This window comes from Actinophytocola sp. (assembly GCF_035942955.1).
Lineage (GTDB): Bacteria > Actinomycetota > Actinomycetes > Mycobacteriales > Pseudonocardiaceae > DASYTH01.
This window is the reverse complement of record NZ_DASZCQ010000281.1, coordinates 1-13149: the sequence shown is the minus strand read 5'-3', so window position 1 is coordinate 13149 and position 13149 is coordinate 1. Positions and strand designations below refer to the sequence as shown.

Here is a 13149-nt window from a genome sequence, read left to right as displayed (position 1 = left end):
CCGGTCAGGCGGCGCCCAGCAGCTCGCGCAGCTTGAACTTCTGCACCTTGCCGCTGGGGGTCTTGGGCAGCTCCTCGGCGAGCTCGACCCGCTCCGGCCAGTACTGCTTGGCCATCCCGACGGCGGTGAGGTGCTCACGGAGCGCCGGCAGGTCCGGCGCCGGACCGTCCGGCACGATCACCGCGCACGCCCGCTCGCCGAGGCGCTCGTCGGGATAGCCGATCACCGCGACGTCCTTGACCCGCGGGTGCCGCAGCAGCGCCGCCTCCACCTCGACGACCGGGATCTTCACCCCGCCCCGCGAGATCATGTCCTTTTCCCGCCCGGCGATCCGGATCCCGCCGTAGCCGTCGTCGCGGGCCAGGTCGCCGGTGTCGAACCAGCCGTCGTCGGTCAGCGCCTGGGCGTACACCTGCGGCCGCCGGAAGTAGCCAAGGCACTGGAACGCGCCGCGCACCTGGAGCCGGCCGACCTCGCCGGGCGGCACCGGCGCGCCGGTGCGGTCGACGATGCGCACCGCCATGCCCGGCATCGGGGTGCCGTCGCTCTCGGCGGCCCGCATCGGCGGGTCCTCCGGCCTGGTGATCGTCGGGGCGCCGTTCTCGGTCATTCCCCACAGCGCGTAGACCCGGCAGCCGAGCACGTCACGGGCCTGCTCGACGAGGACCGGGGGGATCGGCGCGCTGCCGGTGGCGAAGGTGCGCAACGCCGACAGGTCACGTCCGTGCCGGCGCTGCGCGGCGATGAGGTCGACGAGGAACGGCGGCGCGCCCATGAAGAACGTCACGCGTTCGGCCTCGAGGACGCGCAGCATCAGGTCGGCGTGCCAGGAGTCGACGTGAACGCAGGTGGCGCCCAGCATGATCGGCATCACGAAGTTCCACGTGTAGCCGGCGTTGTAGGTGACCGGCGAGCCCATCGCGGTCACCTCGTCGCCGGTCAGGTGCAGTACCTCGGCCTGCATCCGGTTGGTGGCGTGCAGCGTGTTGTAGCTGTGCAGCACGCCCTTGGGCTCACCGGTGGTTCCCGAGGTGAACATGACGTAGGCGACGTCGTCCGGACCGGCCTCCCGCCCCGCGGTGTCGCCGAGCACGCTGCCCGGCGTCGAGGGGCCGGCCAGCAGCGCGGTGTCGAAGTCCAGCGCGCCGGTCAGTCCGGGTGTGGTCGGATCCGCGTCGGCGGCGCCGATCAGCACCCGGTGCCGGATCGTCGGCACCCGCCGCGCGACCTCCTCGCTCAGCTCGGCGTAGCCGAAGCCGCGGAAGCCGACCGGTCCGATGTAGACGGGACTCTCGGTCAGGCCGGTGATGAACCCGAGCTCGCGCTGCCGCATGATGGTCGGCACCGGACCCGCGATGGCCCCGATCCGGGCGCAGGCCAGGCACAGCGCCAGCAGCTGCCAGCAGTTGGGCAGCTGCAGGGTGACCACGTCGCCCCGGCCGACGCCGAGGCCGGCCAGCCCGGCCGCGATCCGCTCGACCGCCCGCTCAAGCTCGGCGTAGGTCACCGACTCCGGATCTCGACCGTCCACATGGTACACAACCACCGCGCGCCGGTCGGGGTGTCGCCGGGCGGCCGCGCGCAGGTCGTCCAGCAGCGTGGCGTCCCTGCGCCACAGACCCTCGGCGTAGTACTTCTCGGCCAACTCGTCGGGCACCTTCATCGCAGCAACCCTCCTCGGGGTCGGAGATCGGTCAGGGGACGGCACGGGTGTTCCCGCCGTCGACGAGCAGCAGCGCGCCGGTGACGAACGAGGCCTGCCGGCTGGCCAGGAACGCGGCCAGCGCGCCGAAGTCGTCCGGGTCGCCGACGGACCTCAGCGGCACCTCGGCCGCGGCCGCGGCGACGTCGGCGCCCGACGGTCCGCGCAGCGCCGGCGTGTCGTGGTAGCCGGGTGCGAGCACGTTCACCGTGACCCCGCGGTCGCCGAACCCGTGCACCAGGTTGCGGGCGAAGCCGAGCACGCCGAGCCGGGCCACGCCGGACAGCACGTTGTGCGGCATCGGCTGGCGCACCGACTCGGAGGTGATCATCAGCACCCGGCCCCAGCCGGCCCGCTCGAGGTGCGGCTTGGCGGCAAGGACCAGCGCGACGTGCGGGATCAGGGCGGTGTCCAGCGCCTCGCGGTAGTCATCGACGCCGAACTCGGACACGCTGCCCTGGCGCACGCCGCCGGTGTGGCTGACCACGATGTCGATGGCGCCGAAGTCGTGCCGGGTGTTGTCCACCCAGGCCCGGATGGCCGCCGGGTCGTTCATGTCGACGACCTCGCTGCGCACCTTGCCGTCGCCGAGTGCGTCGATCTCGCCGTGTGCCATGGCGAGCCGGTCCGCGCCCCGTGCGCACAGCGACACGTGCGCGCCCTCGGCGGCGAGCGCGCGGGCCACGCCGAGGCCGAGGCCGCTGCTCGCCGCGGCCACCATGGCGACCTTGCCGGCCAGTCCCAGATCCATCAACTCGTCCTCTCCCTGTCGACCGGCGTCGCGCCGGAATCTCGGGCCATGAGCGGGTATCCGTACCGGAGCAGCTGCGGGCCGGCCGCCACCGCGGCCAGCAGCCGCGCCGGCCGGGGCAGCTCCGCGCGCCACCGCTCGTCACAGCGGATCGCCACGGGTCCCCGGTTGAGCCGGTCGGGGTTGCCGGTGACGGTGTGGTTGCCGCCGAGGTCGACGCGGCCGGCCGGGTCGACCGGGTTGGCGCCGGCCAGGCCGGCGAACCGCATGATCTCGCCGATCACCGCCCTCGGCGCCCGACCCACGTCCTCGTGCCGCACGCGTAGGTAGTTTCCGTTGGCACGCAAGGAAAGCAGCTCGGACGCCAGGTTGGCGGCGGACCAGTCGCGCAGGCTGCGCGCCGCGCTCTTGCGCCGCACGTAGCTCTTGTCGAGCCGGTAGGAGAACACCGTCGCCCGCGGATCCCGGACCACGTGCAGGACACGGACGTCGAGATCGTCCCGGCCGAGCAGGGCCGCCGCCTCGGCCGGGGTCTTGGAGCCGTCGACGACGACCCGGGCGGCGCACCGGTCGGCGATGGCGCGGTACAGCTCGGCGAAGACCGAGGTGGCCCACGCCACGTCTGCGGGTGGGTGCAGCGGGCCACGCGACTCGGCCAGCCTGGCCGGGGTGTGCCTGGGGCGGAACCGCCTTTCCTGCACGGACACCATCGCCCGCGCGGTGTCCATGTCCATGCCGTCTACTGAGGACGAAATATCCGACCACAGTGGACACTCGGCGAGAGCGGCGCCGCAGCCGCAGGTCGAGTTCGTGCCCGAGTTCAGGATCCCGTTGCGCCACAGGAAATGCAGCTCGCCGACGTGCACGGCGCCGGGGACCTCGTTGAGCACGTTGCCGATCATGGTGCTGCCGCACCGGGTCATGCCGGTGATGTAGAGGATCGTGGGCGGCACGGTCACACCTCCGCCACCTTGTTCGCCTCGACGAGCACGAAGTGCTGCGGCAGGTGCACCGCGAGGCCCATCCGGCTGCGCGCCTCGAGGGTGTCTGTGCCGTCCTGCTCGGTCCTGCGGTGCAGGATCAGCGCCGACACGCCGGGATCGAGGAACGTCACCGCGGCGCGGAAGTCGCCGAGCAGCACGCAGTCGCGCGGGATCATCCGGGTGCGGGCGATCCGGATCCCGGCCTCGGTCAGCTTGTGCAGCAGACCGGACTCGACGGCCTGCCAGTAGACCGCGGTGTGCGCGACGATGCCGTCGCAGGAACCCCCGGTCTCCTCGACGATCGCCGAGGCCGAGGCCAGTACGTCGACCGCGTCCTTGCCGGTGCGCACGCTGCGCATCCCGGACAGGGTCAGCAGTCCCGGCACGGCGCCGCGCTTGTCGCCGTGCAGCAGGATCTGGTTCTCCCTCGTCCCGAACCGGACCAGCAGCCGGTAGTCGATGAACGCGGCGAGCAGGCGGGGCGAGTTGAGCAGCCGCGCCGGCACCGGAACGGCCACGCTGATGTCGGTGAGCTGGGCGCATTCCAGCGTCGGCTGCAGCGACGACTCCGGGGTGGTCTCGAAGGTGGTGCCGGAGACGATGTGGTCGTCGGTGTCCGGTTGCGGCTCGCGGATGTACGGGATGTCCTCGTCCCGCACGGTCGCCATCTTCATCAGGTGGCGGACGGTGAACCGGGGCCGGTGGGCGAACAACGGGAATGCCTCGGGGAGGTAGGCCCGGAACGGCACCACGATGTCCCGCTCGTTCGAGCTGAGCGCCGCGGCCTGGGCGAACTCCTCGCCTGGCGTGCTGTGGGTCATCGACGGATCGGCGAGCACCTGGCGGGACTGCTTGATCTGTGCGTCGGTCATGGCTGTCCTTGCTTTCGGTGGGGACTGGACGAAGGGGATGTCGCCGGACCCGCAAACCGCCGCTAGGCGGCGACCGCCACCCGGCCGTGCACCGCGTGCACGATGTCTCCGGCCAGCGAACGGGGATCGGGCGAGCGGAACACGTTGCGGCCGATCGCCACGCCCGCCGCGCCCGCGCCGATCACCGCGCCGACCCGGTCCAGCAGCGCGGCCCGGTCGTCCACCGGCGGGCCGCCGGCCACCACCACCGGGATGGGGCACCCACGGACCAGCGCGGCCAGGTCCTGCGCGGTGCCCGGATAGCTGACCTTGACCAGGTCGGCGCCCAGGTCGGCGGCGATGGTGGCGGCGTGGGCCACCAGCGCGGGGTCGGTGGTGTTGTTGATCCGTGGTCCGCGCGCGTACATCATCGCCAGCAGCGGCAGGTTCCACCGGTCGCACAGCTCGGCGACGTTGGCCAGGTCGGCGATCTGACCGGCCTCGTGCCGCGAGCCCATGTTCACGTGCACGCTGACCGCGTCGGCGCCCAGCCGCATCGCCGCCTCGACGCTGGCGACCAGGTACTTGGCATCCGGGTCCGGGGCGTGCTTCGTGCTGGCGCTCAGATGCACGATCAGCGAGGTGCGCGCGAAATGCCCGGGGTCGACGCTGCGGGCGGCGCCCTTGTGCAGCACGACCGCGTCCACACCGGCCTCGACGAGCGCGCCGACCAGGCCGTTGATCGAGTCACCGGACACGATCGGCCCGTCGGTGATCGAATGGTCCAGCGGGACGATCATCAGCCGGCCGTCGCCGCGGTCGCTGAGCCGGTTGAGGCGCAGCCGGGTGCCGAACGCGTGGTGCGTCCTGCCGACCGGCCGGGTGTCGGCGCTCAAGGCTTGCCAGGTCAACGAAAGCTCCCTTCGACTGGAGACCGGCGGTCAGGCCGTGGCGAGGGCCGGCTCGGCCCGGCCGGCGCGACCGAGACCGAACTGGCGGTACAGCGCGGACACCGCGTCGTGGACCTGCTCGGCCGGCACCAGGAACGTGATGCGGGCCTGGCTGGCGGACACGCACTCGGCGTCGATGCCGGTCTCCAGGAACGCCCGCATGGCCAGCGCGGTCAGGCCGGGCCGGCTCAGCAGCCCGGTGCCCACCGCCGAGACGGTCGCAAGGGACCGCCGCACCCAGGCGGCGCCGCCGTTGCCGGCGATCCGGTTCACCGCCGCCCGTGCGTCCACCACGGCGGACTCCGGGATGCAGCAGGACAGCTCGAGCTCGCCGTCGGGCCGGGTCCGCCAGGTCACCGAGTCGACCGTGATCTGCCGCTGCGCCAGCGCGTCGAAGATCGCCGCCGCGGTGGGGAGCCGGCCGCGGGAGGTGCGGACGAACAGCTGGCCGACGGCGAGCTGGTGGGTGACGGCGGCCACGCCGGCGCGGCCCTCGATCGTTCCCGGGTCGAGCATGCCCGTTCTCCTTCCGATGATCGTGCTGCCCCGGCCGAGCCGGGCGGAGTTGTGCACGGTGATGTCGATGCCGTGGGCGGCGGCGAGCTCGACCGCCCGCGTGTGGATCACCCGGGCGCCGGAGAACGCCATCTCGGCCATGAGGCCGGCGTCGATCTCGGGCAGCCGGGCCGGCTTGGTGACGATGCGCGGGTCGGCCCTGCGCACGCCGTCGACGTCGGTGTGGATCTCGCAGCGGTCCGCGCCGTGCGCCACGGCCAGCGCGACCGCCGAGGTGTCCGACCCGCCCCGGCCGAGCGTGATGACCGGGCCATGGTCACTGGCGGCCTGGAAGCCGGCCACCACCACGACGTGCCGCTCGGTCAGCCAGCGGCGCACGGGCTCGACCGCGACGCTGGCCACCACCCCGTGACCGGGCCGGCCGACCGCGCGCAACCCGGCCTCGGGCCCGGTCAGCGACACCGCCGGCACACCAAGCCCGCGCAGCGCGATCGCCAGCAGGGCGGCCGAGGCGGTCTCGCCGGTCGCCAGCAGCTTGTCGGTCTCGACGGGGTCCGGCGCCACGCCGACCAGCCCCGCCGCGCGCAGCAGGTCGTCGGTGGTGTCGCCGCGTGCCGACACCACGACGATCACGCTCGCGCCGCGCCGGTGCGCCCTGGCCACCCGGCGCGCGACCAGGACGACCTGGCGGTCGGTGGCCAGCGAGCTGCCGCCGTACTTCTGAACCAAGATCTCCAATGTCGCTCCAGGAATTCGGCAGACCATATCCCACAAATGGGTGACATCTGTCGCCACACGAATTGACGGGTCGAATACGACCTGAGACCAGGCTATGGCGCTGAGTTAATCGCGGGTTATGCCCGCACCAGCGCCGGACGCCGGAGTCGCCCCGCGGCGATCGTAACCGGCGAATAACCGTCCCGGGCCATCCTGGGCACTCGGCCGTTCCCCCGTGGGAGGCATTGTGAGAACTAGCTGGATAATGGCGTTGTTCGCGGGTGCTTTCGCGGTGTCCTGCACGGAGTTCGTGGTCGTCGGTCTGCTCCCGCAGATCGCCGGGGACCTTGCGGTCTCCGAGGCGGCGACCGGGCAGCTGGTGACGCTCAACGCGGTCGCGTTCGCCATCGGCGCCCCGCTGCTGGCCGCGGTGTTCGCCAGGGTGGACCGGCGGCGGGTCCTGCTCGGCTCGCTGGCCGTGTTCGTCGTCGGGCACGCGACCGCCGGGCTCGCGCCGAACTTCGCCGTGCTGCTGGGATCGCGCATCCTGTCCGGCGGGATGATGGGCCTCTATCTGGCCACCGCGATCGCGGTGGCGGCCAAGCTGGCCCGGCCGGACAAACGGGCCACGGCGATGGCCACGATCGTCGCAGGCGTCAGCACGGCGACGATGCTCGGGGTGCCGGTGAGCACCCTGCTCGGCCAGAACTCCGGGTGGCGGCTGCCGATGCTGGGCATCGGCGGGCTCGCGCTGCTCGCGCTGGTTCTGGTGGCGGTCGTGGTGCCGAGGTCCGGAGCGGACGAGGGGCCGCCGCTGGGTGTTCGGCTCCGCGCGCTCGGCAGCCGGCCGGTGATCATCGGGCTGAGCGCGATCGTCGTGTTCTGGGGCGCGTCCTTCACCGTCTACACGTATCTGGTGCCATTACTGCAAAACCGGGCCGGAGTGTCCGACGCCCTTGTCACCGTCGTGCTGTTCCTCGTGGGCGTGTGCGCGGTGGGCGGCAACCTGCTCGGCGGGCGCGGCGCCGACCTGCGGCCGCGGGCCACGCTGCTGATCACCTCCGCGGTGACCGCGGCGGCGCTGCTCGCGGTGCTGCCGGTGGTGACCACCCCGGCGGGCGCGATCGTCCTGGTCGGCGTGTGGCAACTGGCCGCGTGGTCGTTCGTGCCCGCCGTCCAGGCCGCGCTGTACCGGGCCGCGGGTCCTGGCGGCGACCTTGCCGTGTCGTTCGCCGTCTCGGGCTTCAACATCGGCATCGTCGCCGGCGCCGGACTCGGCGGGCTTGCGCTCGACCTCGGCGGGTTGACCGCGGTCTCGATCCTCGGCGCGGTGCTCGGCCTGGTCGCGCTCGGCATCGTCGCCGCGCTGGTGACCGTCCGCGGGCCGGCGGCCCAGGCGCCCGCGCCAACCGAGCCGGTCCCGGCCGGCGTCAGGGAGGGATGATCCGGATGCGGACGAGCTACCTTGCGGTGCTGTTCGACCTGGACGGCACGCTCATCGACTCGACGGCCGCGGTCCGCAGGGCCTGGCGGCGATGGGCGGTCGAGGAGGGGGTCGACGTGCGCCGGCTGGCCGGCATGTCGGGCAAGCCGGCCAAGCGGATCGTGGCCGATCTGCTGCCGCCGGACCGGTTCGACGCGGCGCTGGCGCGCTACACCCACATCGCCACCCATGACCTCGACGGCGTGGTGGTGCTGCCCGGCGCGGCCGAGGCCCTGCGGGCCACCGGCGACCGCCGGGCCATCGTCACGTCGAGCTCGCGCGATGTGACCGTGGCCCGGATGGCCGCCACCGGGCTGCGCCCGCCCGCGGTGGTGGTGACCGCCGAGGACGTGCCGCGCGGCAAGCCCGACCCGGCCGCCTACCTCCTCGGTGCGCGGCTGCTGGGGGTGCCGCCGGCGCGTTGCCTCGTCGTCGAGGACACCACGGTGGGCGTGGCCGCGGGACGGGCCGCGGGCTGCACGGTGCTGGCCGTCGGCGGCACCGTGCCGGTGGGACCGGACGGCCCGCACTTCGCCGTCGAGGACCTTTCAGCGGTCCGGTTCGACACCACCCCGGGGGAGGTCGTCGTGACCTACCCCGACCGATTGGCAGCAGCCTGACTCGACCTGCGACGAACTTGTCATGTCTGATGACCACGAGCTCGCTCGCCGGCTCGCCGCGGCCGCGGGCGACCTACTGCTCCAACTGCGGCTGGACCGTCCCCGGCTGACCGGGTCCGAGCTGGGCCGGGCCGGTGACCGGGTCTCGCACACGCTGCTGACCCGGGCGTTGCGCACCTGCCGGCCCACCGACGCGATCCTGTCCGAGGAGGGCGGCGACGCCCCCACCCGTGCCCGGCCACACCGGGTGTGGGTGGTGGACCCGCTGGACGGCACCCGCGAGTTCGCCGAGCGGGACCGGACGGACTGGGCCGTGCACGTCGCGCTGGTCGTGCGCGACCAACCGGTCGCAGGCGCGGTGGCCATGCCGGCCGCCGGCATCGTGCTCGGCACCGACCGGCCGCCGCGGCTGCCTGATCGCGACCGGCGGTCCGGCCGGCGGATTCGGATCGCGGTCAGCCGCACCCGCCGCCCGGCCGTCGTCGACCGCGTGCGGGCGAACCTCGACGTCGACGTCGTGCCGATGGGTTCGGCCGGCGCCAAGACGGTCGCCGTGCTCACCGGCGAGGTCGACGCCTACCTGCACGCCGGCGGGCAGTACGAGTGGGACAGCGCGGCGCCGGTCGCCGTCGCAAGGGCGGCGGGTGCGCACGCGTCCCGGCTGGACGGCAGCGCCCTCGTCTACAACAACCCGTCGCCGCGGCTGCCCGACCTGCTGGTGTGCCATCCCGCGCACCGCGACACCCTGCTGGGTGCGCTCGCCCGGTCGAGCTGACCGCTAGGCACCGAGGAGTTTGACCGCCGAGGCGCACAGGACCACCGCGAGCGCGCAGCGCAGCACGCCGCCGTGCAGGCGGCAGGACAGCCGGGCGCCGAGCCAGGTTCCGGGGATGGCGCCCAGCAGCACCGGAATCGTCACGGCGATCCGGAAGTCGCCGAACAGCAGGTGCCCGGCCGCCGCGGCGGCGACCAGCGGAACCGCCTGGGCCAGGTCGGTGCCCACCAGCTCGGCGGCCGACAGCCGGGGATACAGCGACATCAGCACGATCATGATCAAGGAGCCGGAGCCGACCGAGGTGCAGCCGACCACGAGCCCGCCGAGGACGCCGACCGCGACCAGGGGCGCGGGCCGGGCCCGCAGCGTGAGCCGGGGACGGGGCCGGGCCGCGCCGTCCCGCGTCCACACCCTGATCACCATGGCGGCCGCGGCAAGCAGCAGCGCCACGCCGAGGGCGCGCCGGATCAGCAGGTCGACGTCCACGGTGTCGGCGAGCGTGCTGGTGAGCAGCGCCGCGGTGAACGCGGCGGGCACCGAGCCGGCGCACAGCCGGGCGACCACGTCGGTGCGCACGGTTCCGTTGCGCAGGTGGACGAGTGAGCCGACCGGCTTCATGACCGCACTGGCCACCAGGTCGCTTGACACCGCGGCCAGCGGCGGCACCCCGAAGAACAGCACCAGCAACGGCGTCATGAGTGCGCCGCCGCCCATCCCGGTCAGGCCGACGACGACGCCGACACCGAACGCGGCGAGCACGAGGGTCCAGTCCACGAGGTCACACCGGTTCGTCGGAGTCGAACCGGCCAAGCGCGCGCAGCAGCTCGGCCGGGATCTCGGCGGGCAGCGTGCCGCCGGCCGACCGCCGCAGGTAGCGCACGGTCTGAGTGCCGCGCGCGACGAGCCGGTCGGCGCGCTGGAAGTCGAAGTCGAGCACCACGCGGTTGCCCGCCTCGGCCCGCGGGGTCATCAGCACCTCGATCACCTCGAAGGCGAGGCATTCGGCGTAGTAGTTCATGGCGGTCGACAGCGTGACCATGACGACCGTCCCGTCCCGCAGCGCGCCGAGCACGCCGGGCGCGTGGTCGGCGAGAAACCGCTCCCGGCAGCGCCCCTGCCAGCACACGTAGTGGCAGAAGTAGACGGTGCCGGCGGCGCTGGTCTCGGCCAGCGTCGTCAGGTGCCGGTACCGGTAGCTGCGCCTGGTCACGCAACCGAGCCCGCGATCGCCGGGGCCGGGGATCGCAGCTCACCGCGCACCGCCCGGTGGAAGATCCGCCGGGTGGTCTCCGACGGCGGCAGCTCGAGGTCGTCGCGCAGCCGCTGGACGCACAGCCGGTGCCAGTTGCGTACCTGGCCCAGCTCGCCCCGCTGGCCGTGCAGGAGCATCAGGGTCTGGTACATCTCCTCGTGGTAAGGATCGATCTCGAGGATCCGCCGGCACAGCTCGATCACCGCCGCGTGGTCGCCCCTGCGCAGCGCGTCGGCCCGCAGGTAGGTCAGCGCGTACAGCACGAGCGTGCGGTAGCACTGGCGGTGCGCGGTGATCCAGTCGGCGCTCTCGGCCGCAAGGAAGTCACCGACGTACAGCTCGGCCGCCCGCCCGTACGCGGCCACCGCGACCGCGTGGTCGCCGCGGGCCTCCGCGGCCCGGCCGGCGGCCATGCTGGCGTCGAACTCGTCGAGGTCGATCCGGATGCCGTCGCCGGTCCGCAGCAGGTAGCCGTGGTCGCGGCTGACGACGTCGACGAACCGCGCGGCGGAGATGCCGGCCTGCTCGAGGGTTCGCCGGACCGAGTGCATGGCGACCTTGAGCAGGCTCGTGCTCGGCGACCATTCCCCGTCCGGCCACAACGTCTCGAACAGCGTTTCGCGCCGGACGAGGCGACCGCGGTTCATGAGGAGATACTGGAACAGGTTTCGCGCCTTTCCGGCACGCCAACCGTTCACCGGTGTCCCGTCGACATGCAGTCCGAAATCGCCCAAGCAGCGTACGGTTACCTCGGATATACCCATGGTTCGTCCGGATGTGTGTTCCGCTTCGGCCGGCGTCACCGCGCCGCGAGCTGTGCGACCCGGTCGCCCGGCGGATCCAGTGCCGGGTCGGCGTTCAAGATCGCGTGTTGGAGCTGCCGAACCCGGCCGGACGGCTCCAGGCCGAGCTCGGACACCAGCGCCTCGCGCAGGGCGCGGAACACCTCAAGCGCCCGCCACGTCCGCCCGGCCCGGTACAGCGCGGTCATGTACTGCGCGCACACCGTTTCGTGCATGGGATAGCGGGCGTTGAGCTCGCCGAGCTCGCCGAGTATCTGGTTGTGCCGGCCGAGCCGCAGGTCGGCGTCGATGCGTGCCTCCTGCACACCGAGCCGGCTCTCCTCGAGGCCGCTGATCTTGACACCGAGCGGCGGGCCGGCCTGCACGTCGACCAGCGCCGGTCCGCGCCACATCGCTAGCGCGGCGTTGAGCAGCCGGGAGGCCCGCTCGTAGTCGCCGCAGCTCAGGGCGCGCTGGCCGGCGTCGGCCAGCTGCTCGTACCGGTGCACGTCCAAGCCTTCCGGTGGCAGGTCGAGCAGGTAGCCGGAGTGCCTGGTGGCCAGGATCTCCTTGCCGAGGCCCGGCGGATCGTCGGGATGGGCGTCGTCGATCAGCTTCCGCAGGTGCAGCACGTAGGTCTGGACGGACTGCACCGGGCTGCGTGGCGGGGTCGGCCCCCACAGCTCGTCGGTCAACGTCCGGACCGTGACCACCTGACCCGCGTGCACCGCGAGCAACGCGATGACCTGCCGCATCTTGCTGGCGGTCGGGGTGATGATCCGACCGTTCTCCTCCACTTCCAGCGCGCCGAGCACCGAAACCCGCATCGCGCACCTCCTAGGTTGGCCAACGGCCCCGGTCCGGCGCCGTTCCTGGTCATCCACGTTCGCACACGAGATACCGCCGGGAGCAGTGCGTTGATCATGAATAGGGCCATGAGAACCTCGGGCTCGACCCATGAGGAATGCATCCCCCGAATGGGGGCTGAGCTATATAACGGGTCGGGCATGACGGTTTCATACGGTGACCTGTGAGACGGCCACTGGTCCGCCGGGAAGTGTCGCGGACAATATTCTCTTGCGTCAATCGTGATACGAGCTCGACGATCGTGGAGGTCAAGGTGAGAGCGAACGCATATGCCGGGCACGACGTGCAATCGCTGTTAACGGCGCTGCGTGGGCAGACGTCCCGGCCGCGCCAGGCCGAGTTGGTGATCGAGCGGTTCAGCCACTGGGCCAACCGGAACGACGCGGCGCTGCTTCCCACGCAGTGCTTCGGATCGGTGCGAATCGGGTCCTGATGGACGGCGCGGCGACGATGGCCCCCCGGCTGGGGTTCAAGCACCACTTACGGGTGGAGGTGGCGCCCGGCAAGGGGGCCTATCTGTTCGACGAGCGTGGCGTGACGATGCTCAAGGGACCGCACATCGACGCGCTTGCCGGGCTGCTGGACGGCACGCGGGACCTGGAGAACCTGTTCGAGGCGGCGCCGGACGGCATCACCCCCGAGCAGGTCGCCGCGATCGTGCTGCGGCTGTCCGAGGCGGGGTTGCTTGCGGTGCGGCCGCCCGAGCTGGCCGGGGCCGCCCCGGCCGTCCTGGCCTACTGGGAAGCCGGCGGCCTTGACGCGGCGGCGGCGATCACCGCCGTCACGGCCGGGTCCGTCCGGGTGTCCGGCGTTGGTGCGGTCGACCCCGCCGCCACGCTGGCCGCGCTGCGCGCGGCCGGCGCCGACGCCCACCGCGCCGACCCGCTCGACCCGCCGCGC

General features: G+C 72.7%; 14 protein-coding genes and 1 pseudogene. 5 read left to right on the top strand and 10 right to left on the bottom strand.

Going from position 1 to position 13149, the window contains the following annotated elements; translation table 11 throughout:
- Nucleotides 1–4: 4 nt before the first annotated feature.
- The 6 genes from VGX25_RS28535 to VGX25_RS28510 form a co-directional block, all read right to left on the bottom strand.
- Nucleotides 5–1663: an AMP-binding protein gene (locus VGX25_RS28535; protein WP_326921016.1), complete on the bottom strand. Its 1659-nt coding sequence runs from the start codon at nt 1661–1663 to the stop codon at nt 5–7.
- 31 nt (nt 1664–1694) lie between these two features.
- Nucleotides 1695–2453 (bottom strand): SDR family oxidoreductase, encoded by a 759-nt coding sequence (locus tag VGX25_RS28530; RefSeq protein ID WP_326921015.1) that lies wholly within the window; start codon nt 2451–2453, stop codon nt 1695–1697.
- A complete protein-coding gene (locus tag VGX25_RS28525; RefSeq protein ID WP_326921014.1) occupies nt 2453–3412 on the bottom strand; it encodes a sulfotransferase in 960 nt (319 codons plus the stop codon). Before VGX25_RS28525 ends, VGX25_RS28530 begins: the two co-directional genes overlap by 1 nt.
- Nucleotides 3409–4308: a family 3 encapsulin nanocompartment shell protein gene (locus VGX25_RS28520; RefSeq protein WP_326921013.1), complete on the bottom strand. Its 900-nt coding sequence runs from the start codon at nt 4306–4308 to the stop codon at nt 3409–3411. The genes VGX25_RS28525 and VGX25_RS28520 overlap by 4 nt, the downstream gene beginning before the upstream one ends.
- Before the next feature lie 62 nt (nt 4309–4370).
- Nucleotides 4371–5198 carry a 2-amino-3,7-dideoxy-D-threo-hept-6-ulosonate synthase gene (locus tag VGX25_RS28515; protein ID WP_326921012.1) on the bottom strand — a complete coding sequence of 276 codons (828 nt, stop codon included), beginning with the start codon at nt 5196–5198 and terminating at the stop codon, nt 4371–4373.
- Between the two features lie 30 nt (nt 5199–5228).
- Nucleotides 5229–6491 carry an aspartate kinase gene (locus VGX25_RS28510; RefSeq protein WP_326921011.1) on the bottom strand — a complete coding sequence of 421 codons (1263 nt, stop codon included), beginning with the start codon at nt 6489–6491 and terminating at the stop codon, nt 5229–5231.
- 244 nt (nt 6492–6735) lie between these two features.
- On the opposite strand from VGX25_RS28510, the gene VGX25_RS28505 reads away from it, so the two are divergent.
- The 3 genes from VGX25_RS28505 to VGX25_RS28495 are packed head-to-tail and all read left to right on the top strand — an operon-like array spanning nt 6736 to nt 9348.
- Nucleotides 6736–7914 carry an MFS transporter gene (locus VGX25_RS28505; RefSeq protein ID WP_326921010.1) on the top strand — a complete coding sequence of 393 codons (1179 nt, stop codon included), beginning with the start codon at nt 6736–6738 and terminating at the stop codon, nt 7912–7914.
- A gap of 5 nt (nt 7915–7919) precedes the next feature.
- Nucleotides 7920–8573, top strand: coding sequence for an HAD-IA family hydrolase (locus VGX25_RS28500; RefSeq protein ID WP_326921009.1), 654 nt, complete (start codon nt 7920–7922; stop codon nt 8571–8573).
- Nucleotides 8574–8595: 22 nt separating this feature from the next.
- On the top strand, nt 8596–9348 hold the full coding sequence (locus tag VGX25_RS28495) for an inositol monophosphatase family protein (RefSeq protein WP_326921008.1): 753 nt from the start codon (nt 8596–8598) through the stop codon (nt 9346–9348).
- A 3-nt stretch (nt 9349–9351) separates the two neighbouring features.
- On the opposite strand, the gene VGX25_RS28490 is transcribed toward VGX25_RS28495, so the two are convergent.
- The 4 genes from VGX25_RS28490 to VGX25_RS28475 are packed head-to-tail and all read right to left on the bottom strand — an operon-like array spanning nt 9352 to nt 12209.
- Nucleotides 9352–10122 (bottom strand): sulfite exporter TauE/SafE family protein, encoded by a 771-nt coding sequence (locus tag VGX25_RS28490; RefSeq protein ID WP_326921007.1) that lies wholly within the window; start codon nt 10120–10122, stop codon nt 9352–9354.
- A gap of 4 nt (nt 10123–10126) precedes the next feature.
- Nucleotides 10127–10558, bottom strand: a complete 432-nt coding sequence (locus tag VGX25_RS28485; RefSeq protein ID WP_326921006.1) for an acyl-CoA thioesterase — start codon at nt 10556–10558, stop codon at nt 10127–10129.
- The gene (locus tag VGX25_RS28480; protein WP_326921005.1) at nt 10555–11364 is read right to left on the bottom strand and encodes an AfsR/SARP family transcriptional regulator; all 810 of its coding nucleotides are present in this window, start codon (nt 11362–11364) and stop codon (nt 10555–10557) included. Before VGX25_RS28480 ends, VGX25_RS28485 begins: the two co-directional genes overlap by 4 nt.
- A 35-nt stretch (nt 11365–11399) precedes the next feature.
- Entirely contained in the window at nt 11400–12209 is an 810-nt protein-coding gene (locus VGX25_RS28475; RefSeq protein WP_326921004.1) for an AfsR/SARP family transcriptional regulator, read from the bottom strand.
- Nucleotides 12210–12502: 293 nt separating this feature from the next.
- Between VGX25_RS28475 and VGX25_RS28470 the strand changes: the two genes are divergently transcribed.
- Both VGX25_RS28470 and VGX25_RS28465 read left to right on the top strand, forming a co-directional pair.
- Complete coding sequence (locus VGX25_RS28470) at nt 12503–12682, top strand: hypothetical protein (RefSeq protein ID WP_326921003.1); 180 nt, start codon at nt 12503–12505, stop codon at nt 12680–12682.
- A pseudogene (locus tag VGX25_RS28465) lies at nt 12682–13149 on the top strand (hypothetical protein); the annotation flags it as partial. The gene VGX25_RS28470 and the pseudogene VGX25_RS28465, both read left to right, overlap by 1 nt.